Origin of the sequence: Jiangella aurantiaca, assembly GCF_004349105.1 — a bacterium.
Taxonomy (GTDB): Bacteria; Actinomycetota; Actinomycetes; order Jiangellales; family Jiangellaceae; genus Jiangella; species Jiangella aurantiaca.
Map to the genome: position 1 here is coordinate 117,669 of NZ_SMLB01000010.1, position 18,829 is coordinate 136,497.

Annotated in this window: 18 protein-coding genes; 10 read left to right on the forward strand and 8 right to left on the reverse strand. The window is 72.3% G+C overall.

Annotated features, from left to right (window positions below; genetic code table 11):
- Nucleotides 1-32: 32 nt before the first annotated feature.
- Entirely contained in the window at nucleotides 33-1,004 is a 972-nt protein-coding gene (locus E1262_RS10445) for a GlxA family transcriptional regulator (protein WP_132103065.1), read from the reverse strand.
- Nucleotides 1,005-1,133: 129 nt separating this feature from the next.
- On the opposite strand from E1262_RS10445, the gene E1262_RS10450 reads away from it, so the two are divergent.
- From E1262_RS10450 to E1262_RS10475, 6 genes are all read left to right on the forward strand, one after another.
- Nucleotides 1,134-1,367 carry a hypothetical protein gene (locus tag E1262_RS10450; protein ID WP_132103066.1) on the forward strand — a complete coding sequence of 78 codons (234 nt, stop codon included), beginning with the start codon at nucleotides 1,134-1,136 and terminating at the stop codon, nucleotides 1,365-1,367.
- 17 nt (nucleotides 1,368-1,384) lie between these two features.
- Nucleotides 1,385-3,124 (forward strand): fumarate reductase (quinol) flavoprotein subunit, encoded by a 1,740-nt coding sequence (gene frdA / locus E1262_RS10455; RefSeq protein ID WP_132103067.1) that lies wholly within the window; start codon nucleotides 1,385-1,387, stop codon nucleotides 3,122-3,124.
- A gap of 9 nt (nucleotides 3,125-3,133) precedes the next feature.
- Nucleotides 3,134-3,871, forward strand: a complete 738-nt coding sequence (locus E1262_RS10460; protein ID WP_132103068.1) for a succinate dehydrogenase/fumarate reductase iron-sulfur subunit — start codon at nucleotides 3,134-3,136, stop codon at nucleotides 3,869-3,871.
- Nucleotides 3,868-4,269, forward strand: a complete 402-nt coding sequence (locus tag E1262_RS10465) for a succinate dehydrogenase/fumarate reductase transmembrane subunit (protein WP_203453742.1) — start codon at nucleotides 3,868-3,870, stop codon at nucleotides 4,267-4,269. The genes E1262_RS10460 and E1262_RS10465 overlap by 4 nt, the downstream gene beginning before the upstream one ends.
- Nucleotides 4,270-4,620: a fumarate reductase subunit FrdD gene (gene frdD, locus E1262_RS10470; protein ID WP_132103069.1), complete on the forward strand. Its 351-nt coding sequence runs from the start codon at nucleotides 4,270-4,272 to the stop codon at nucleotides 4,618-4,620. It begins immediately after the preceding gene.
- Between the two features lie 82 nt (nucleotides 4,621-4,702).
- The gene (locus E1262_RS10475) at nucleotides 4,703-5,095 is read left to right on the forward strand and encodes a cupin domain-containing protein (protein WP_132103070.1); all 393 of its coding nucleotides are present in this window, start codon (nucleotides 4,703-4,705) and stop codon (nucleotides 5,093-5,095) included.
- On the opposite strand, the gene E1262_RS10480 is transcribed toward E1262_RS10475, so the two are convergent.
- The 3 genes from E1262_RS10480 to E1262_RS10490 form a co-directional block, all read right to left on the reverse strand.
- Entirely contained in the window at nucleotides 5,067-5,747 is a 681-nt protein-coding gene (locus tag E1262_RS10480; RefSeq protein WP_132103071.1) for a nitroreductase family protein, read from the reverse strand. The two genes, E1262_RS10475 and E1262_RS10480, sit on opposite strands and share 29 nt — an antisense overlap.
- A gap of 13 nt (nucleotides 5,748-5,760) precedes the next feature.
- Nucleotides 5,761-9,174, reverse strand: a complete 3,414-nt coding sequence (locus tag E1262_RS10485; protein WP_162605853.1) for a TM0106 family RecB-like putative nuclease — start codon at nucleotides 9,172-9,174, stop codon at nucleotides 5,761-5,763.
- Nucleotides 9,175-9,238: 64 nt separating this feature from the next.
- Complete coding sequence (locus E1262_RS10490) at nucleotides 9,239-9,964, reverse strand: TSUP family transporter (RefSeq protein WP_132103073.1); 726 nt, start codon at nucleotides 9,962-9,964, stop codon at nucleotides 9,239-9,241.
- 7 nt (nucleotides 9,965-9,971) lie between these two features.
- On the opposite strand from E1262_RS10490, the gene E1262_RS10495 reads away from it, so the two are divergent.
- Nucleotides 9,972-10,139, forward strand: a complete 168-nt coding sequence (locus E1262_RS10495) for a nucleoside triphosphate pyrophosphohydrolase family protein (protein ID WP_203453743.1) — start codon at nucleotides 9,972-9,974, stop codon at nucleotides 10,137-10,139.
- A gap of 5 nt (nucleotides 10,140-10,144) precedes the next feature.
- On the opposite strand, the gene E1262_RS10500 is transcribed toward E1262_RS10495, so the two are convergent.
- From E1262_RS10500 to E1262_RS10510, 4 genes are all read right to left on the reverse strand, one after another.
- A complete protein-coding gene (locus E1262_RS10500; RefSeq protein WP_162605854.1) occupies nucleotides 10,145-11,092 on the reverse strand; it encodes a DUF4862 family protein in 948 nt (315 codons plus the stop codon).
- A gap of 89 nt (nucleotides 11,093-11,181) precedes the next feature.
- Nucleotides 11,182-11,349, reverse strand: a complete 168-nt coding sequence (locus E1262_RS30280) for a hypothetical protein (protein WP_162605855.1) — start codon at nucleotides 11,347-11,349, stop codon at nucleotides 11,182-11,184.
- A 12-nt stretch (nucleotides 11,350-11,361) separates the two neighbouring features.
- Nucleotides 11,362-12,564: an MFS transporter gene (locus E1262_RS10505; protein WP_132103075.1), complete on the reverse strand. Its 1,203-nt coding sequence runs from the start codon at nucleotides 12,562-12,564 to the stop codon at nucleotides 11,362-11,364.
- Nucleotides 12,565-12,785: 221 nt separating this feature from the next.
- A complete protein-coding gene (locus E1262_RS10510; RefSeq protein WP_162605856.1) occupies nucleotides 12,786-14,102 on the reverse strand; it encodes an AAA family ATPase in 1,317 nt (438 codons plus the stop codon).
- A 225-nt stretch (nucleotides 14,103-14,327) separates the two neighbouring features.
- Here E1262_RS10510 and E1262_RS10515 point away from each other — a divergent pair, with 225 nt between their 5' ends.
- From E1262_RS10515 to E1262_RS10525, 3 genes are all read left to right on the forward strand, one after another.
- Nucleotides 14,328-15,251, forward strand: coding sequence for a helix-turn-helix transcriptional regulator (locus tag E1262_RS10515; RefSeq protein ID WP_162605857.1), 924 nt, complete (start codon nucleotides 14,328-14,330; stop codon nucleotides 15,249-15,251).
- A gap of 7 nt (nucleotides 15,252-15,258) precedes the next feature.
- Nucleotides 15,259-16,245, forward strand: coding sequence for a helix-turn-helix transcriptional regulator (locus tag E1262_RS10520; RefSeq protein ID WP_132103078.1), 987 nt, complete (start codon nucleotides 15,259-15,261; stop codon nucleotides 16,243-16,245).
- A gap of 74 nt (nucleotides 16,246-16,319) precedes the next feature.
- Entirely contained in the window at nucleotides 16,320-18,773 is a 2,454-nt protein-coding gene (locus E1262_RS10525; protein ID WP_132103079.1) for an ATP-binding protein, read from the forward strand.
- Nucleotides 18,774-18,829: the final 56 nt, after the last annotated feature.

Consider the following 18,829-nt stretch of genomic DNA (forward strand, 5'->3'; position numbering starts at 1 on the left):
GCGGGTCGCGCACAGGTTGCCGCCATTGACGGCTACCCGACGGCGTGCGCCGCCCGGTACGCCGTCGGCGTGAGCCCGGTGTGCCGGCGGAAATGCTGCCGCAGGTTGGCGGCGGTGCCGAAGCCGGCCGCGCGCGCGACCTCGGCGACGTCCAGGCCGGTGGTCTCCAGCAGCGACCGGGCGTGGTCGATGCGCTCGTGGTGCAGCCAGCGCAGCGGGGTGGTGCCGGTTTCAGCGAGGAACCGGCGGTGGAACGTGCTCGGGCTCATCGCCGCCCGGCCCGCGAGCTGGGCGACGGTGAGCGGGCAGCCCAGGTGCGTGGACGCCCAGTCGAGCACGCCGGCCAGCGTCGCCTCGTCGGGCCGCGGCACGGGGCGCTCGATGAACTGCTGCTGGCCGCCCTCGCGGTGCGCGGGGAACACCAGCCGGCGGCTGACGGCGCTCGCGACGGCCGCGCCGTGGTCAGACCGGATGATGTGCAGGCACAGGTCCATCGCCGCCGCGCTGCCGGCCGCCGTCAGCACCTGGCCGTCGTCGACGAACAGCACGTTCGGCCGCAGGTCGACGGCCGGGAAGCGGCGGCGGAACCGGTCGGCCCAGCGCCAGTGGGTGGTGACGGTGTGCCCGTCGAGCACGCCGGCCTCGGCCAGGGTGAACGCGCCGGTGCAGAAGCTGACCATGCGTGCGCCGTTCGCGGCGGCGGCGCGCAGGGCGTGGAGGGTCTGGTCGCCGAAGCCCTGCTCCGGGTCTGGGCGGTTCGGCGCGATGACCGTGTCCGCCGTGGCGACGTCGTCGAGCGTGCCGGGGCAGCGCATCGTGAACAGGCCCTCGCGGACCTCGAGATTCTCGCCGGCGGAGCAGACCACGAGGTCGTACCAGTCGACGTCGAGGTCGGGACGGGCGATGCCGAAGAGCTCCATGCCGATCGCCATCTCCAGCGGGTTCGAGCCCGGCCCCACGACGAGGGCGACCCGGTGTCGTCGTTGAGAGGATCCTTGCGCCATGAGCCATTTCTACTCCTCGCTCGACCTGGCGCTCCGACGGCCCGAAGTCTTTCCGGCCGGCCGCCCGGGTGAGACACTCGTCACAGATCAGTGACACGGAGCCGGCCAGCGAAGGAAGTGGTGGCGGCGATGACGGTCACACGCACCAGATTCACCGAGCGGCGCGCACCATGCGGAAAGCTGCGGGGCGGTGAACACTACGAAACCCGGGACGACCAGGGCCTGACCAGCGACCAGATGCTGTTCGACTGCGGGTGCAAGGTCAGCCGCGAGGAGTATCACGACGGCAGCGTCGAGCACATCGCGGTCAGGCACGACGGCAGGCTGGTGAGCCACGAGACCATCGGCGAGCACGGGGCCTGACGTCACAGGGAGGCCCGATGACCACGGCGCACGATGTCGTTATCGTCGGTGGCGGCGGCGCCGGACTCCGTGCTGCGATCGCGATTGCCGAGGAGCACCCGGGTCTCGATGTCGCGATCGTGTCGAAGGTCTACCCGATGCGCAGCCACACCGTGTCGGCCGAGGGCGGCGCGGCCGGCGTCATCGGCGCTGACGACAGCGTCGACGAGCATGCTTACGACACAGTCTCCGGCAGCGACTGGCTCGCCGACCAGGACGCGGTCGAGCTGTTCGTTCACGAGGCACCACGCGAACTGCTCCGCCTCGAGCACTGGGGCTGCCCGTGGAGCCGCGAGCCCGACGGCCGCATCGCCGTCCGGTCGTTCGGCGGCATGAAGAAGAAGCGCACCTGGTTCGCCGCCGACAAGACCGGTTTCCACCTCCTCCACACGCTGTTCCAGACCTCGTTGAAGTACCCGGCCGTCCATCGCCACGACGAGTGGTTCGCGACGAAGCTATTGGTCGATGACGGCCGGGTGCAGGGCCTTGTCGCCATCGAGCTGGCGACCGGCCGGATCGAGACCGTGACCGCCAAGGCCGTGATCCTCGCCACCGGCGGCTGCGGGCGGGTCTTTCCGTTCACCACGAACGCCGCCATCAAGACCGGTGACGGCATGGCGCTGGCGTACCGCGCGGGCGCCGCGCTCAAGGACATGGAGTTCGTGCAGTACCACCCGACCGGGCTACCGTTCACCGGCATCCTGATCACGGAGGCCGCCCGCGCCGAAGGCGGCTGGCTGCTCAACGCCGACGGGTACAGATATCTGCAGGACTATGACCTCGGCAAGCCGGAGCCCACGCCGGTCCTGCGCAGCATGGAGCTCGGGCCGCGCGACCGGCTGTCGCAGGCGTTCGTCCATGAGGTGGAGAAGGGCCGCGCCATCGACACCCCGTACGGGCCGGTGGTCAACCTCGACCTGCGACACCTGGGGCCGAAGCTCATCGACACCAAGATCCCATTCGTTCGTGAGCTCTGCCGCAAGTATCAGAACGTCGACCCGGCGACCGATCTCGTCCAGGTCCGGCCCGTCGTCCACTACATGATGGGCGGCGTGCACACGGACCTTGACGGAGCAACGTCCGTGCGCGGGCTGTTCGCCGCCGGAGAGGTGGCGTGCGTGAGCATCAACGGCGCCAACCGGCTCGGCTCGAACTCGCTGCCGGAGCTGCTGGTCTTCGGCGCCCGAGCGGGACGGACGGCGGCCGAGTACGCCACGACCACGCCGGGGCCCACCCGCGCCGGTCTCGCCCAGGCTGACGACGAGCACAGGCGGATCTGGCGCGAGCTGCGGCGGCGCGAAGCCGGCACCGAACGGATCTCGGCGATCCGGGAGGAGATGCAGCACACGATGGAGGGCTCCGCCGGGATCTACCGATCCGGCGACTCGCTGACCAAGGCTGTGGACACGCTGCGCGGGCTGCAGGACCGGATGCGGCTGGTCACCCTCGAAGATCGCAGCCAGACGTTCAACACCGAGCTGCCGGCGTTCCTCGAGCTGTCCGCCATGCTCGATGTCGCGGAGGCGATCGTCCAGTCCGCACTGTGCCGCGAGGAGTCACGCGGCGCCCATCAGCGCACGGACTTCCCGGCGCGGGATGATGACCGCTTCCTGGCGCACTCCCTCGCCCGGCGGGCGGCCGACGGCTCGTGCGAGATCGACTACCTTCCCGTCACCATCAGGCGGTGGCCGGCGGGTGAACGCGTCTACGGGAGGTGACGGACGACGATGGCCGACACCATGACGATGCGGGTCACGCGCTACGAACCCGACCTCGACCACGAGCCGCGGACACAGGACTTCAGCATCCCACTGCGTGACAACTGGGTGGTGCTGGACGGCCTCAACTACATCAAGGACCAGCTGGACGGGACGCTGTCCTACCGCTGGTCGTGCCGGATGGGGATCTGCGGCAGCTGCGGCATGATGGTCGACGACGAACCCGTGTTGACTTGTGCGACGTTCCTCGTCGACTACGCGCCGGGGCCCATCCGCGTCGAACCGCTGGCCAACTTCCCAGTGGTTCGCGACCTCGTCGTCGACATCAGCGACTTCATCGAGAGGCTGCCGCGCGTCTCGCCGTGGCTCGTCCGGCACGAGGACGAGCCGGTCGACGATGGCGAGTATCTGCAGACGCCGGGCGAACTGGCCGAGTACGAGCAGTACAGCATGTGCATCAACTGCATGCTCTGCTACTCGGCGTGCCCGGTCTACGGGCTGGACCCCGGCTTCATCGGGCCCGCTGCGATCGCACTCGCGCAGCGGTACAACCTCGACTCGCGGGACCAGGGCGCGGCCGACCGGCTGGACGTCTTGATCCACCCGGACGGGTTGTGGGGATGCACGTTCGTGGGCGAGTGCACCACAGCGTGCCCGAAGGACGTCGATCCGGCCGGCGCCATCCAGCGCTACAAGCTGACAGCCGCCATCGAGACGCTCAAGTCCTACGTGGAGGGCCCGTCGTGACCGGCCCGGGTGCGCTGCCGCGGACTTATCGGCCGCGACCGTCGATCTGGTGGTGGGTCCGCAAGCGGTCCTACCTGTTGTTCGTCCTCCGTGAACTCTCCAGCGTCTTCGTCGCCTGGTTCGTGGCGCTCACCCTGGCGCTGGTGTGGTCGGTTGAGCGCGGGGCGGAACAGTACGAGCGACTCCTCGATGTCCTATCCAACCCGTTCGCCGTCGCGCTGAATGTGGTCGCCCTGGCCTTTCTGCTGCTCCACACGATCACCTGGTTCAACCTGACTCCGAAGGCGATGCCGATCCGGCTGTTCGGGGCTCGTGTGCCGCCCGTGGCCATCGTGGCCGCGCAGTGGGCGGCGTTCGCGGCAGTGTCCGCGTTCGTCATCTGGCTGGTGGTGGGATAGATGCCGCACCGCTCGGCCGAACCTCTCGCCTGGCTGGCCTTCAGCGCCGGCGGGGTGCTCGCAGCGGTGTTCGCCCCCGTCGTCCTGTTTCTGGCCGGGCTGGCGTTGCCGCTCGGTTGGATCTCGGCGGACCATGCGCACCTGGACGACGTCCTGAGCCACCTGCTGACCCGGATCGTGCTGCTCGGCATCTGCGTAGCGGCGCTCTTCCACTTCGCGCACCGGTTCCGGTACACGCTCTACGACGGGCTGCAACTCGCCCGATACGGCACTGTGATCACCGCGGGTTGCTACGGGCTGGCCATGCTCGGCTCGGCCGCCGCTGCGGCTGTTCTTCTGCTCAACCGCTAGCCGCGCCGAATGCGAGGATCCTTGCGGCATATGCCATTTCTCCTACTCACGGTCGTGCGCCATCCCGGGTGAGGCTGGTGCCATGACCCATGACGCCGTCAATCTCGACGCCGCTCTTGCCTCGTTCGACGACTTCTGGAGCCCGCGCATCGTCACGCGGGTCAACGACTACGACGTCCGGATCGCCAAGGTGGCCGGCGAGTTCGTCTGGCACGCGCACGAGGGCACCGACGAGTTCTTCCTGGCGCTGGACGGTGAACTCACGATCGCGCTGCGGGACGCCGCCGGGGCGGAGTCCACGGTGGTGCTGCGCCGCGGCGATGTCTTCGTCGTCCCCCGCGGGATGCAGCACCGCCCGTCGTCCGCCGACGGCGCGTCGATCCTCATGTTCGAGCCGACCGGCACTGTCAACACCGGCGACCATGAGAGCGACGTGCCCGCGCACATCACCCGCACCACGGGCCGTTCGTTGTAGGGCGTCGGGGAACGAGCGGCGTGCCCCAGCGGTCGAGGTAGCTGAGCTCCTCGACCGGCTGGCGGGTGCCGGGCTTGAAGTCCTGCGTCGTCGTGTAGGCGATCGGCAGCAGCCCGACCTGTGTGACGTCGTCGGGGATGCCGAGGATGCGGGCTGCCTCGGCCTCCTTCACCAGGTGGTACGACGTCAGCGTGGAGCCGAGCCCGCGGGAGCGCAGCGCCAGCTGGAAGCTCCACACCGCCGGGAAGATGCCGCCGTAGAACACCGAGTCGGCCGCGTTGTCGCCGTGCGGCCGGCCCTGCACGCACGGTATGACGAAGACCGGCACCCGCTCGATGACGTCGACGAGGTGCTGGCCGGACTCGAGGATCCGCTTCATCGGCTGCTGCTCGGCGGCCGGGCCGGCGGCCTCGCGGCGGCGGCGCATGTACTCGGAGCCGACCTCGCGGAAGATCGCGCCGAGCTGGTTGCGCAGCTCCTGGTCGCGCACGACCAGCCAGCGCCAGCTCTGCGCCGCACCCGGCGTGGGCGCCTGGACGGCGAGGCGCAGGCACTCGGTGATGACCTCGGGCTCCACCTCGCGGTCGAGGTCGAGCTTGCGCCGGACCGCGCGGGTCGTGCTGAGCAGGTGGTCGGTGACGGCGGTGTCCATCGGTGGGTGCCTCCTAGCTGACGGTGGCACCATCGTGCCGCGAGCCGTGCGAGGCGAACTCGATCAGGCGGCACAGCGTGTTGACGCCCTGGACCTGGTCGAGGCTGCGCACCGGCGCGCTCAGCAGGGCCGGGCTGCCGACCAGCACGGCCAGCGACCGGGACCGCGACACGGCGACGTTGAGGCGGTTGCGGTTGGCGACGAAGTCGACGCCGCGGGGGGCGTCGGCCGCCGAGGACGTGGTGAGGGAGACGATGACCACCGGCGCCTCCTGACCCTGGAACTTGTCGACCGTGCCGACCCGGGCCTGGCCGTCGAGCGCGCCGAGCAGCTGCCCGACCTGCGCGTTGTACGGCGCGACCACCAGGATGTCGGCCGGCCCGAGCACCTGGGTCGAGCCGTCGGCCGCCGTCCAGGTGCGCCCGGTCAGCGAATCGACGAGCTCGGCGACGACGGCGACCTCGGCGTCGCTGCGCACCGAACAGCCGGCGTGCTCGACCGGCACCCAGCGCACGCCGGCGCCGGCCAGCTCATCGTCGCCGCCGACCAGCTGCCGCTCCAGGCCTGTCCGCGGCACCAGCAGGGAGTCGTAGGACAGCTCGGACACCGGCGCGCACACGTCCGGATGCATGCGCCACGTGGTGTCGAGGAACAGGCCGCGCTCCGGCGGGACGGTGTCGTGCTCGCCCAGCACGTGGTCGAGCGCGGAGACGCCGGCGCCCTCGGGGTGGTTGCCCTTGGCCGGCTGCGGCAGCTGGCGGGGATCGCCGAGCAGGATGACGGAGTCGGCGGCGGCCCCGGCGGCGACGGTGTTGGCCAGCGAGAACTGCCCGGCCTCGTCGACCACGAGCACGTCGACGCGGATGTCGGGCCGGGCGAACAGCCAGCCGGTCCCGGCCACGAGATTGACGGTGCCGGCCGCGATGGCCGCCTCGACGTCGTCGTTGGAAGTCGTGACTGTGACCGCCGGGTGCCGGCTGGCGTTGCCGTCGTCGGCCTTCTGGATCGCCCGCACCAGCCGCCCGCCGAGCCGCAGGCCGTCGCCGTCATCGCCGGCAGCCCGCAGGATCGCGTCGAGCAGATGCGTGATGACCCGGTGGCTGAGCGCGGTGATGCCGACGGTCTTGCCCGCACGCAGCAGTTCGACGACCGCCTGCGAGCCGGCGTACGTCTTGCCCGCGCCCGGCGGACCCTGGACCGGCAGCGCGCCGCGGAGCGCCGGCGCCACCCGGCGCAGCGCGTCGGACCCGGACTCGCCGGCCAGCCGCAGCGGGACGCCGTCGGTCAGTCGCGGCGACCGGCCGGACAGCAGGTCGCGTACGCCCCGGAACGGGCCGTCGGCATCGAACCCGTGCTCGGCGACCCAGCCGCCGACCCGGACCAGCGCCTTCTCCTGAACGCCGGCTGGGATCGGGTCGGGTGGCAGCAGGGCGACCGGGTGCGGCTGCTCCTTGGCCAGCGCCCGCTTCAGCTCGACGACGCCGTTCTCGAGGTCGAGCCGCACGATCTTGCTGGTGCCGCCGTCGGGGCCGGCGTGACCGCACTGGTCGCCGGGGCGCAGCCGGCTCTCCTGCGGCGGGATGGCGTACCGCCACACGCCGGACCGCTTCTCGGTGCGCAGCAGCTCCGGCGAGTGCAGCCCGCCGAGCGTCGCGGGGTCGTCGACCAGCTCGTCGACGGCGAGCCGGCGGACCCGGAAGTACTCCCACCACTCAGCCCGGTTCTCGCGCCGGTGCCACTCCAGCAGGCCGGCCAGCAGCGCGTTGGCGCGCTGCGCCGGCGTGCGCGCCGCGGGGTCGGCCGGGATACCGTCGAGCAGCCGCGCCTCGATGGCGACCAGCTCGGGGTCGCGCTCCTTGAGGTGCTCCGCCTGCTCGTCGCCGATGTCGTCGGGCCGGGAGACGGCGTGCCCGGCGGCCACTGCCTCGGACCGGCGGTCCTCCAGCCAGTCGCGCAGCTGCCGGGTGCTGACGCAGTCGTCGCGGTTGTAGGCCTCGATGTCGTCGAGGATCTGCTGGTCGCGCTCGGCCAGCCAGCGCTCGTACTCGACGATGCTGGACCCGGCGTCCTTGACCGCGGCACCGGCCCGGCCGCCGGGCGAGTAGAACCGCTCCAGCGCCTTGATGGAGTACGACTCGGTCCCGATGAGCAGGCCCTGCTTGACGACGGCGTAGAGGTCGACGAGCCGTTCGCCCCGCAGCAGCGCGTCGACCTCGTCGACCCGGGTGCCGTACCGCTGCGACAGCCCCTTGAGCCGGCTCGGCTCGTACGGCGCGTAGTGGTAGACGTGCATGCCGGGCCGGGCCCGCCAGGCCGCCATGATGTGGTCGACGACCTGCTCGAACGCGCGCCGCTCGGCCGGCGGGTCGTGCGCCCACCAGGACGTGAACCCGTCGCGCGCGTCGGACACGCCCCACAGGTACTCCAGGCCGTGGTCGCCGAAGAACGGGTCGCCCTCGAGGTCGAGGAAGAGGTCGCCGTCGTCGGGCTCGGGCAGCAGCGCCAGCCCGCGGCGCACCTCGATCGGCGTGACCAGCTCGTACGGCGGCAGCTCCTGCGACCGCGCCCCGACCTGCAGCCGGGCCTGGGTGGCCAGCTTGCGCTTGGTGACTGGACCGATGCGCGCCACGGAGTGGAGCTCGCCCGGCGCCGTGGCGGCCAACTGCTCGACGGTGCCGATGCCGGCCGCCCGCAGGACGTCGCGCTGATCGCGCCGGAGGAATGGCACCAGCACGAGGTCGTCGTCGTCCTGCCACTGCTGCGCGCAGGTCGGCTTCCACGGGCAGATGGCGCAGTGACTGACCCGCAGCGGGTACGTCTCGGGCGGGTCGGCCAGCCATTGCCCGTACCGCCGCATGGCGTGCCGCGCGTACGCCGCGACGTCGACGTAGGGCACCGCGACCTGCTGGCGGTCGCCGAGGATGACGGTGAGGGTCTGCGGCGGCACGCCCTGCAGCTCTTCGAGCCGCTGGGCGTAGACGGCCATCTGCAGCAGCGCGGCGGCCTTGACGTGCCGCGCGAGCTTGGTGTCGGCGATGTCGTAGGACCAGGGGCCGAGATCGCTGGGGCGGTCGTCGTTGCGGATGAGGAAGTCGGCGTACCCGAGCCACCGGCCGTCGAAGAACGTGGCCTGGAAGATGCGGTCGGCGCCGTCCTTCATGGCCGCCAGCGTGCGGTCCTCGGCGTCGGCCGGGCCGGTGCCGCGGGCGATCTCGACCACCCGGTGCGCCGCGGTCATCTCGGCCAGCACGGCGGCCTCGTGCTCGTCGCCGCGACGGCGCACGACGTCGGCGCCCGGATCGTCGGCCGCCGGCCGCGGCCGCCGTCCCTCGGCCACCTCACGGTTCAGCGTGGTGAGGTGCGGGCACTCGAGGTGACCGACCAGGTCCGTCGGGCTCAGGACCAGGCGTCCGTCGCTGATGTACACGCCGCACCTCCTCTCGTCTGGTTCCAAGAGTGCCGCATGCCACCGACAGAATCGGGACGCGACATCAGCCGGCGAGTGAACGGACGATCAAGGCGATCGCCGAGAGTGCGCAGGCGACCATGACGCCCAGCCGCAACCGTCCGCCGTCGACCACCGCCCGTAGCCCCGACGCCGCCGCGAACCCGGCCGCGAGCAGCGGCGCGAGCCACAGGGCCGCCGTCGTCTGGGCCAGCGTCAGCTCGCCGACGATGCCCAACGCGGCCAGCGAGACCCCCGCGCCTACGAAGAAGTACATCCCGAGCGTCGAGCGCACTCGCGGCCCCAGCTCGCTCTGGTAGACCAGCGCCAGCGGCGGCCCGCCGATGGACGTCGCCGTCCCGGAGATGCCGGACACCGCGCCGGCCGCCACCAGCACGCCGCGCCGCATCGGCAACCGGATCGTCCGCACGGTGAGCACGACCGCGACCAGGATCACCAGGCCGACGCCCACGCTCAGCGCCCGCGGCGAGCTGACCGCGACGATCCACGCACCCAGTGCCGTGGCGGGGAAGCGGCCGAGGAACGCCCAGCGCAGTCCCCACCAGTCGACGTGCGCCCATTCCCGGGCCAGCGTGAACACCGGCAGCAGCATCGACAGCCACAGCAGCGTGCCGGGCAGCAGCTCCGGCGCGACCAGCGCCGCCACCGGCGCGGCGAGCAGGCCGAGCCCGAGACCGATGGCGCCCTGGACGGCGGCGCCGAGGAACACGGCGACCGCGAGCACGACCATGACCTCAAGCGGCGGCATCATGGGCTCCGTGACCGACACCTCGACCCTGCGCGGGCTGCACGACCGGCTGCTGCGCTTCGTCGCCGACCGTCAGTGGAAGTCCTTCCACACCCCGAAGAACCTCGCGATGGCGCCGGCCGGCGAGGCCGGCGAGCTGCTGGACGAGGTGGAGGTGCGCTACCCGCCCGGCGCCTGACGGCGTCACGCGTCGCTCTGGTCCGCGGCCACCGCGTCGGCGACGATCGCGACGTTCGCCCGCACCAGGTCCAGGCACTGCGCCGGCGTGGCCGTGCTGCGCGAGCTGATCTTGACGCCGACGTAGCGCAGACCGCCGGCGGCGTCGACGGCGGCAGCCACCTCGTCGGCCGTGAGCAGGCTGGTCGCGGCGTCTGCGGCGATCGGGGCGCCGGACCAGTCGCGGATCGGCAGGTGCAGGTCGGCCCACGCGGGACCGTCGAATGTGTCGGCGTCGGACACTCCGGAGAACACCAGCGCCTCCAGCCGGTCCGCGGCCGCCACGGCGGAGACGTGCTCACGCGCCGTGGCGGTGCTGCGGCCTTCGATGGCCGAACGGGCCCAGTTGACCGCTATTCCGATGCCACGTTCGGTGGCGATCGCGATCTCGTCGGCGAGCGTCAGGAACCCCTTGGCCGGCTCATGCGCGTCGCTGTGCGCGTCGGAGTGCTCGATCAGCAGCCGGACGCCGCCCCAGTCCCACGCCAGCACCTCGTCGAGCGACGCACGGAACGCGTCGGCTGAGGTGTACGGGTGCCGTGGCGCCGAGTGCAGCTCGACGGCGCCGAACCGCCCGCCCGGCCCCTCGTTGACGGCGGCGACGAACTCGAAGGCGCGGCGAAACTGCTCGACCGCCTGCTTCCGCCCGCCGTCGTCGGACGACGCGAGCCCCTGCGCCGGCGACCCGGCGAGCGCCATCATCGTCGCCGGGATCATCGTCAGAACGTGCTCGCCGCCCGGACCGGCCGCGTGCAGGTAGGCCGGGTCGTTCCAGGGCGCCCCGTTGTCCAGGAACGGCACCTCCAGCCCGTCGACCGCCGGCAGGGCCAGCACGTCGTCGACGTAGGTCCGGAACTGCGTGCCTGGCTCGAGACCTCGGGGTGCCGCCGCGTACGCACCGACGATGAAAGGCATGCCGAACTCCTCGCTGGCTGGTGGACTGGCCGCGCTCAGCGTAGGTCGGCCCCACGTGGAACGATGTGCCGGGTCCACCGTGGCGGCGGTCAGCGGCGGCGAACGGCGAGCAGGCCGAGACCGAACAGGACGACGGCGACCGCCGACACCAGCAGGCCGACGTCGTGTAGGCCGTCGGTGGAGAGGGCCTGCTCGAGAATGACGCCGAGCCCGCTGGTCGCGGCGATGGCGCCGAGGTAGCGGCTGACCAGCGCCACCGCGTCCCCGGGTCATGACACCGCGCCGTTCCGCGGCACCCAGCGGCCCATCAGCGCCGCGGCGACGAACGCGACGGCGCCGGCCGTAACGATGGCCGCGCCCAGCGTTGCGGCCGCCGTCACGACGCTGACGAGTACCGGGCCGACGCCGTTCCCGACGTCGGCGAACAGCCGCCACGCCCCCAGGAAGGCCGCCCGGCTTGCATCCGGTGAGGCGTCGGAGCCGATGGTCATGATGATGCCGCTGCCCAAGCCGTTGCCGAACCCCATCAGCAGCGCGACCGCGGTGTAGGTGCCGACGCCACTGGTCAGCGGCAGCAGCACGAGTGAGAGGCCGAGCAGCACCATCGACGGGACCACGATCCAGCGGCGGCCGAGGCGGTCCATCGCGTAGCCGGCCGGGTAGAAGATCAGCATCTCCATCGCGCCGGATACGCCGAACAGCAGACTCACCGTCGCCGGGTCCAGGCCGATGTGCTCGCCCCACAGCGGGATCGCCACCTGCCGCGACGCGCGGGCCGCCCCGACCAGCAGCGCGCCGACGCCTAGGGTGCGCAGGACCGGCAGGTGGCGGCGGATGATCCGGGCCGTGCCGTCCGGCCTCGCGGTGGGCCGGGCCGCGGCCCGGCCACTCGCCCCGTCGGGCACCGGCGGTTCGCGCACCACGACCAGCACGACGGCCGCCGCGACGGCGACCACCACGTGCACCCAGTAGCCGCCCGCGACACCGAGCCGGCTCATCGCCGCCGCGCCGAGGAACGGCCCGGCGAACAGGCCGATCCGCTGCATCCCGCCGAGCGTCGACAGCGCCCGGCCGCGCAGGTGGAACGGGATCGCCTCGGTGACGTACGCGTGCCTGGCCAGCCCGAACACCGATGACGCGATGCCGATCAGCACCACCGCCGCGGCCAATAGGTGCACCGACGGCGCCAGCAGGCAGGCGGTGAGCGCGGCCAGGACGACGCCGAGCGCCAGCAGCATCGCGCGCCGCTCCCCCAGCCGGACCGCCAGCGTGCCCGCCGGCAGGTCGCCGACGATCTTGCCGACGCCCAGCAGCGCGACCACCAGGCCGGCGGTCGCGACCGAGCCGCCCAGGTCACGGGCCGACAGCGGGATGACCGGCGCGATCGCGCCCTGGCCGATGCCGAACAGGAGCGACGGAAGGTATACCGACGGACCGATCGACCAGATGCCGACCTGCGAGCGGGCCGTCAACGCCGGTCCTGCACTGCCGCAGCCTCCCTGGCCCGGTCACGCGGGGCCGTGGCGCTCGTTCTGTCCGGGGTGTGTCGTACCGTCCTCTCGCTCTGGTCGACCTGCTCGGTCTTGGGGGTGCGGGCAGGTCGACCGGAGTCCAGCCGCGTGGTCACGCCGTGGCCGTGACACGGTGGATATTGTAGGCGCCGCACCGGCCGCGGCCGCCGATCGGGCCGGCGTCACACGTACAGGCCGGCCCCGGTCGCGGGTGACCAGCTGCCGTCGCCGGCGAACCGCGCCAGCGTCGCCGTCGTCACCGCGTCGCCGGCGGCCAGCACGGAGCGGCGCACCAGTTCGCGCAGGTCGGCGCCGGACGCGCCGTCAGTGGCGTCGGCGATCCTCCCGACCTCGACGGCGGCGGCCAGCGGCCCCAGGTAGCGGCGCAGGATGGCGCGCCGCTGCGCGCTGTCGGGCGGCGGCACCTCCACCGTCCGATCGAACCGCGCGGCCCGAACGGCGGCGTCGTCGAGCACCCGCGGGTCGTTGGTCGTGGCGACCGTGACGACGCCCTGGTGCCGGCTCATGGCGCCGTCGAGGGCGGCGAGGAACCCGTGCAGCCCGAGATCGTTGCCTTGGCGACGGCGGCCTATGACGAGGTCGAGGTCCTCCAGGACGACCAGCGCCGGCGAGAGCCTCGTCAGCTCCTCGTACACCGCCTCGATCGCGTCGGCGATGCTGCGCGCGTCGCAGAACACCACCGTGACGTCGCCGGCCAGCTCGGCGGCGAGCACCCGGCACAGCGCCGACTTGCCGGTGCCCGGCGGACCGTACAGCAGCAGCCCGCGGTTGGTGCCCAGGCCGAGCCGCTCCAGGAGGTCGCGGCGCCGGAACAGCCCGGCGACGTTGAGGTCGACGTCGGCCCAGACCGCCGCCGGCACGATGACGCCGGCCCGCGACTCGTCGGGCACCGGCACCGGCACCACCTCGAACCCGCCGCGGTCGGCGCGGATGTGCAGGCAGCGGCCCTTGAAGTAGTTCCGCGGCCCACGCGCCCGCGCGACGACGTCCTGCAGGTACCGCTCGGCCGCCTCGACGTCGGCCGCACGGGCGTGGACGATCAGCTCCTTGTCCGACCACCTCGCGTCAATGGCAACGACCAGCGGGGCGGCGGTCAGCATGCCCGGCGCGAACGCCGCCACCAGCGACGTCGGCACTGTTTCCACTGTGTCGTCGAGCTGCAGGCGGTCCCACCGCGGGCTCTCGTCGCTCTCCAGGCCGGCGAGGTCGGACGGCGGGTGCGCGCGCATGTCCTCGGCCAGCACCCGGGCCACCAGCGGCGCCGTGAACGGGCCGAGCCGCTCCCGCACCGCGATGATCCCTGGGTCATCGCCGGCCAGCTGCCGCCGGGCGAACTCGTCGTGGTCCTCGGCCGTCCGCAGCGGCAGCGTGGTGTCCAGCAGATGCGCCAGCCACGACAGCGTGTCCCGGACGCCGGCCGGCATCCGCCGAATCGCCTGCTCGGCGTCCGTGCGTGCCGGTTCCTGCTCGGCGTCCATCACCGTCACCTCCTCCGGCGTCGAAGCGCGACACCTCCTGTTGCGCGCTCCACCGTGAAGGCGCTGGTCGTGGTGGGGTCCGATCCCATCCCTCGACGATACGGGCGGCCACCGGCCGGACTCCATCGGATTTCCGCGCCCACCGCCGGCTGCGACCTCACCGCGCGCGTTGTGTCCGGGGTGCCTCCTAGGGTTGCGGCGACCTGTCGTCGGCGAAGGGGACGCATGCCAGGAGGACGTGACCAGCTCGGCCCGCTGGAGCGACTCACCCGGCTCCTGCTGGCGCTCGAGTCAGCCGAGCCGGCTGGCCTACCCGCGGGCCGGTTGGTGGCCATCGGCGAGTACGGCGCCGACTCCACTTACGACGCGCAGCGCCAGCTCAGCCGCGACGTCACCGCGCTCACCACGATCGGGTGGGACATCCGCAACGTCGCCGGTCCCGGCGTCGACGCGCACTACCGGCTGTACGCACGCGACACCCGGCTACGAGTGGAGCTTTCGCCGGACCAACAGGTCGAGCTGGTGCGGGCCGCACTGGTCGCGGGCGACCCCGGGTTTCGCGAGCGGCTCGGGGACGTTCCCGCACCGGTCGACGAGGACCTGGTCCGTTCGGGTGAGCCGCGGCGGGCGGCGCCCGATCCTCTCACCGAGGCCGCGTACGCCGTCGAGCAGCGCTGCCTCGTCCGCTTCACGTACAAGGGCCGGCCGCGGGTGGTGCGCCCGCAGCTCGTTCGTCCGGGCGCGTCCGGCTGGTACCTGTACGGCCACGAGACCGACTCCTCGGAGATGAAGTGGTTCGTCACCCATCGGATGTCCGACGTGGCACTCGGCGCGCCTGGCACTGCCGGCCCGGTCCGCGAGGTGACCGCCGACGAGCTGAACCCCATCACGTGGACCCGCGACCCACGTATCGACGTCGTCGTCGAGACGGCGTCCGAGCACGAGCCGGAGGTGACGACGATGCTGGGGACGCCGTCGGCGCGTGAGGCCGACGGGGAGGTCGTGCGGCTGACCGTGCCGGTGACGCACCGGGCGGCGTTCCGGGCCCGCCTCTACGAGCTCGGCCGCCGCGCCCGCGTGGTCGCGCCGCCCGAGTTCGTCGACGAGATCGTGGCCGATCTGCGCCGCTTCGTGAGCCCGCTGCGGTGAGGGCGTCGTGAGCACACCACAGTACGTCCGCCGATTCGACCGGGTGACGCGGGCGCTCAACGAGCTGTCGCTGCACGCCGGCGGCCTGCCGATCGCCGTCCTCGCCGAGCGCGTGGGCACCGACGCCCCGACGCTGCGGGCCGAGCTGCGCGCCTACTTCCGCGCCGATGTCGACCCGGCATTCAGCCCGAACGCGATCCGTCAGACGACGATCCGCTTCCACGACGCCGACGGGGTCGACGTCGAACCCGCGGAGGCCGAGTTCGTGTCCGCGTCGCCGCGGCCCACCGAGGAGGTCGGCGCCGACTACGTCACCGTCGGCGAGCTGGCCCGCATCTACCGTGCTGGGCAGGACCTCCTCGCCGTGGAACCGGCGAACGCCGCGCTCGAAGGCGCGCTCCAGGCGCTGACGGCGACCGTCCTGGCCGGCCTCGGCACCGGGCGATCCACCTGGCTGGCCGACCTCGCCGCATCACTCGGCGAGGCCTTGCGGTCCCGCCGCAGGGTCGAGCTCACCTACGCCCGCGCCTGGCAGCCCGGCGTCCGCTCACACGTCGTGGAGCCCTACCGGCTGGTCAAGACGCGCCGCGGCTGGGAGCTCGACGCCGGCTTCGTCGAGGACGACGCCTTCAGCGGCCGGGTCGGCACCTTCCTCCTGTCGGGCATCCGCGACGCCGTCGTCCTGCCGTCGACGTTCGAGCGCCCAGCGGACGTCGACGCCCGGATCGCCGCCAACCGCCACACGACGATGATCGACCTGGTCGCGCCCCAGGGCAGCCGCTGGGTGATCGAACGCTTCGCCGAGTCGGTCGAGGTGCTCGGCGAGGACGAGGACATGATCCGGATGCGGGCGCACCTGCTGCCCCCGGTGGAGCAGCGGCTCGGGCTGCTGCTCCTGGTCGCCGGACCCGACACGTGGGTCAACACGCCCACCACGTTGCGCGATGCCGGCACCGATCTCGCCCGCGACCTCCTCGCCCACTATGCCGACTGACGGGCGGCGAACTGTCCGAGGTCGTTGCTAGACATCGCCTGATCGAATACCCACGGTCGAGGAGGGCACGTCCGATGACCGACCACGACGCCCCTGACGACGGCTACGTCATCGGTGCCGTGCTGGAGCTGGCCGACGCCGACGACACGTTGACGGACGAGTCGACGGTGTTGGTCCTCGCCGCACTCGAGAGCGACGACGAACTCGCCGCCGCAGTGCGCACCGATCGCAGCGAGGGGTCTGTTCCACGCCCGCCGGCGCCACCGGAGTCCGCGCCGCCGGTGGGTGCCTTCGTGACCTCGATCCGTGTCGAAGGCTTCCGCGGCATCGGTCCCGCCGCAGAGTTGACGCTGCACCCGAGCCCAGGACTGACGGTGGTCGCCGGCCGGAACGGCTCGGGCAAGTCCAGCTTCTCCGAGGCGCTGGAACTTGCTCTCACCGGCAACAGCTACCGGTGGAGCAAGCGAACGGCAGTGTGGTCTGAGCACTGGCGCAACCTGCACCATTCGGCGAGCGCGAGCATCCTGGTCGGTCTGGCCGAGGAGGGCACGGGCACCACCACGGTCGGCGTCGACTGGGCCGACGGCGCCGGCCTCGGTGACCGGCAGGTGTGGGTCCAGCGGTCCGGCGGACGACGGGAGTCCGGCGCGACGAGTCTGGGCTGGAGCCGGCCGCTCGAGTTGTATCGGCCGATCCTGTCCTACGAAGAGCTCGGCGGAATCCTGCAGGAGGGCCCCAGTAGGCTGTTCGACGCCCTCGACGCGATCCTCGGCATCGAGCAGGCCACCGATGCGCTGCAGCGGCTGGCCGCCATTGCGAAGGAGCTGGATGCTCCGGCCAAGGCGGTGAAGGCAGAACGCACGGAGTTGAAGAAGCTGCTCGCGGCATCGACCGACGAGCGCGCGGCGCAGGCGCACGACCTGTTGCGCAGACACCGCCCCGACCTCGCAGCCGTCGAAGCGGTCGCCACCGGCCGGCAGGCGGCGCAGCCCTCCGGTGACCTCGCCCGGCTACGTGGGCTGACCCGGCTGATGGTACCGGCGCACGATGACGTTTCGGCCGCGGCCAGGGAGCTGCGCGCGGCCGCGGCGGAGTTCAAGGCGCTCGCCGCGGACGCGGCCGAGCTGGCGGCCCGCCGGGCCGCAGTTCTTCGGCAAGCCCTGGAGCTCCACCGAGACCACGGCGAAGTGCCCTGCCCGGTGTGTGGCGGCGGCACGCTCAACGCCGCATGGCAAGAGGACGCTGAGGCCGCACTCGCCGGGGCGTCGGCCGACGCGGAGGGGTACAGCAAGGCGTACCAGCGCCTCGATCTCGCCCGTGACCGGGCGCGCATGCTCGTGCGCGCTGTCGGCGAGCCGATCGCGGTCGAGCGCTTCGCCCTGCAGGCTCAGGCACCCGCGCTCGCGGCGTGGACGGTTTGGAGCCGCCCGGCCGCCGATGACGACGAGCTGGCCGCACGCCTGGACGCCGAGTACGACGGGTTGGCCGTCGCGTACGCGCGCCTCCGGGACGAGGCGGCCAAGGTCCTGTCCGAGCACGAGGACGCGTGGACGCCGGTCGCGCTCCGGCTCGCGACGTGGGTGGAGCAGGCGCGGAGCGTGCAGGCGGACGACCCGGCCCGCGAGCACGTCGATGCCGCCCACCGGTTCATGAAGGCTGCCGTCGACGAGCTCCGGACGCGTGAGTTCGACCGGCTGACCGACCGGGCCCGCGACATCTGGGCCGCCCTGCGCCAGAACAGCAACGTCGACCTCGGCGCCATCCGGCCGAGGGGTCAGGGCAACCGACGGCACATCGAGCTGGTGGCGGAGGTCGACGGCGAGGATGCCGGCGCACTCGGTGTGATGAGCCAGGGCGAGCTGCACGCCCTCGCACTCGCGCTGTTCATCCCCCGCGCCACGATGCCCGGCAGCCCGTTCCGCTTCATCGTGCTCGACGACCCGATCCAGGCGATGGACCCGGCCAAGGTCGACGGGTTCGTCCGGGTCCTGACCGAGCTGGCCGCCGACCGCCAGGTCGTCGTCCTATCGCACGACGATCGCCTCACCTCCGCGGTGCGGCAACTCGGCGTCGACGCCCGCATCCTGGAAGTCTCCAGAACCGGCCGTTCCGCCGTCGACGTACGACCCGGATCGGATCCGGCGCAGCGACACCTCGAGGACGCCTTCGCGATCGCCTGGGATCCGCAGGTCCCTGCCGACATCAAGCTGCGCGTGCTCCCGGGGCTGTGCCGAGCCGCCGTCGAGGCGGCCGCCCGCGACGTCTACTTCGCCGGCCGGATCCAGGCGGGTGCGCCTCGGACCGAGGTCGAGCAGGTCTGGCAGGACGCCCGGCGGACCCGGCAGCGGCTGGGACTCGCCTTGTCCGGTGACGCGGAAATGAACCTGTCGTCGTGGCGGGCGCGCAAGCCCTGGCGGCGGCCGGCCCTCGACGTCGTCGGTTCGGGCGCGCACGACGGTCTGCGCAGTGACCCCATCGGCGCCATCCGCGATGTCCAACGCCTGGTCCAGGAGCTACGTCGCCGATGACCAACGCCGATGAGGTCCTCCGCCAGGCACGCGGGGTCCTGGGCGGCACCCACGCC

Bases quoted from the DNA above. Each gene is read 5' to 3' on its own strand.
- frdD (WP_132103069.1), top strand. From the start codon at position 4,270: ATGCCGCACCGCTCGGCCGAACCTCTCGCCTGGCTGGCCTTCAGCGCC.
- E1262_RS10510 (WP_162605856.1), bottom strand. From the start codon at position 14,102: ATGGACGCCGAGCAGGAACCGGCACGCACGGACGCCGAGCAGGCGATT.
- E1262_RS10490 (WP_132103073.1), bottom strand. From the start codon at position 9,964: ATGATGCCGCCGCTTGAGGTCATGGTCGTGCTCGCGGTCGCCGTGTTC.
- E1262_RS10450 (WP_132103066.1), top strand. From the start codon at position 1,134: ATGACGGTCACACGCACCAGATTCACCGAGCGGCGCGCACCATGCGGA.
- E1262_RS10525 (WP_132103079.1), top strand. From the start codon at position 16,320: ATGACCGACCACGACGCCCCTGACGACGGCTACGTCATCGGTGCCGTG.
- frdA (WP_132103067.1), top strand. From the start codon at position 1,385: ATGACCACGGCGCACGATGTCGTTATCGTCGGTGGCGGCGGCGCCGGA.
- E1262_RS10475 (WP_132103070.1), top strand. From the start codon at position 4,703: ATGACCCATGACGCCGTCAATCTCGACGCCGCTCTTGCCTCGTTCGAC.
- E1262_RS10445 (WP_132103065.1), bottom strand. From the start codon at position 1,004: ATGGCGCAAGGATCCTCTCAACGACGACACCGGGTCGCCCTCGTCGTG.
- E1262_RS10515 (WP_162605857.1), top strand. From the start codon at position 14,328: ATGCCAGGAGGACGTGACCAGCTCGGCCCGCTGGAGCGACTCACCCGG.
- E1262_RS10460 (WP_132103068.1), top strand. From the start codon at position 3,134: ATGGCCGACACCATGACGATGCGGGTCACGCGCTACGAACCCGACCTC.
- E1262_RS10500 (WP_162605854.1), bottom strand. From the start codon at position 11,092: ATGCCTTTCATCGTCGGTGCGTACGCGGCGGCACCCCGAGGTCTCGAG.
- E1262_RS10480 (WP_132103071.1), bottom strand. From the start codon at position 5,747: ATGGACACCGCCGTCACCGACCACCTGCTCAGCACGACCCGCGCGGTC.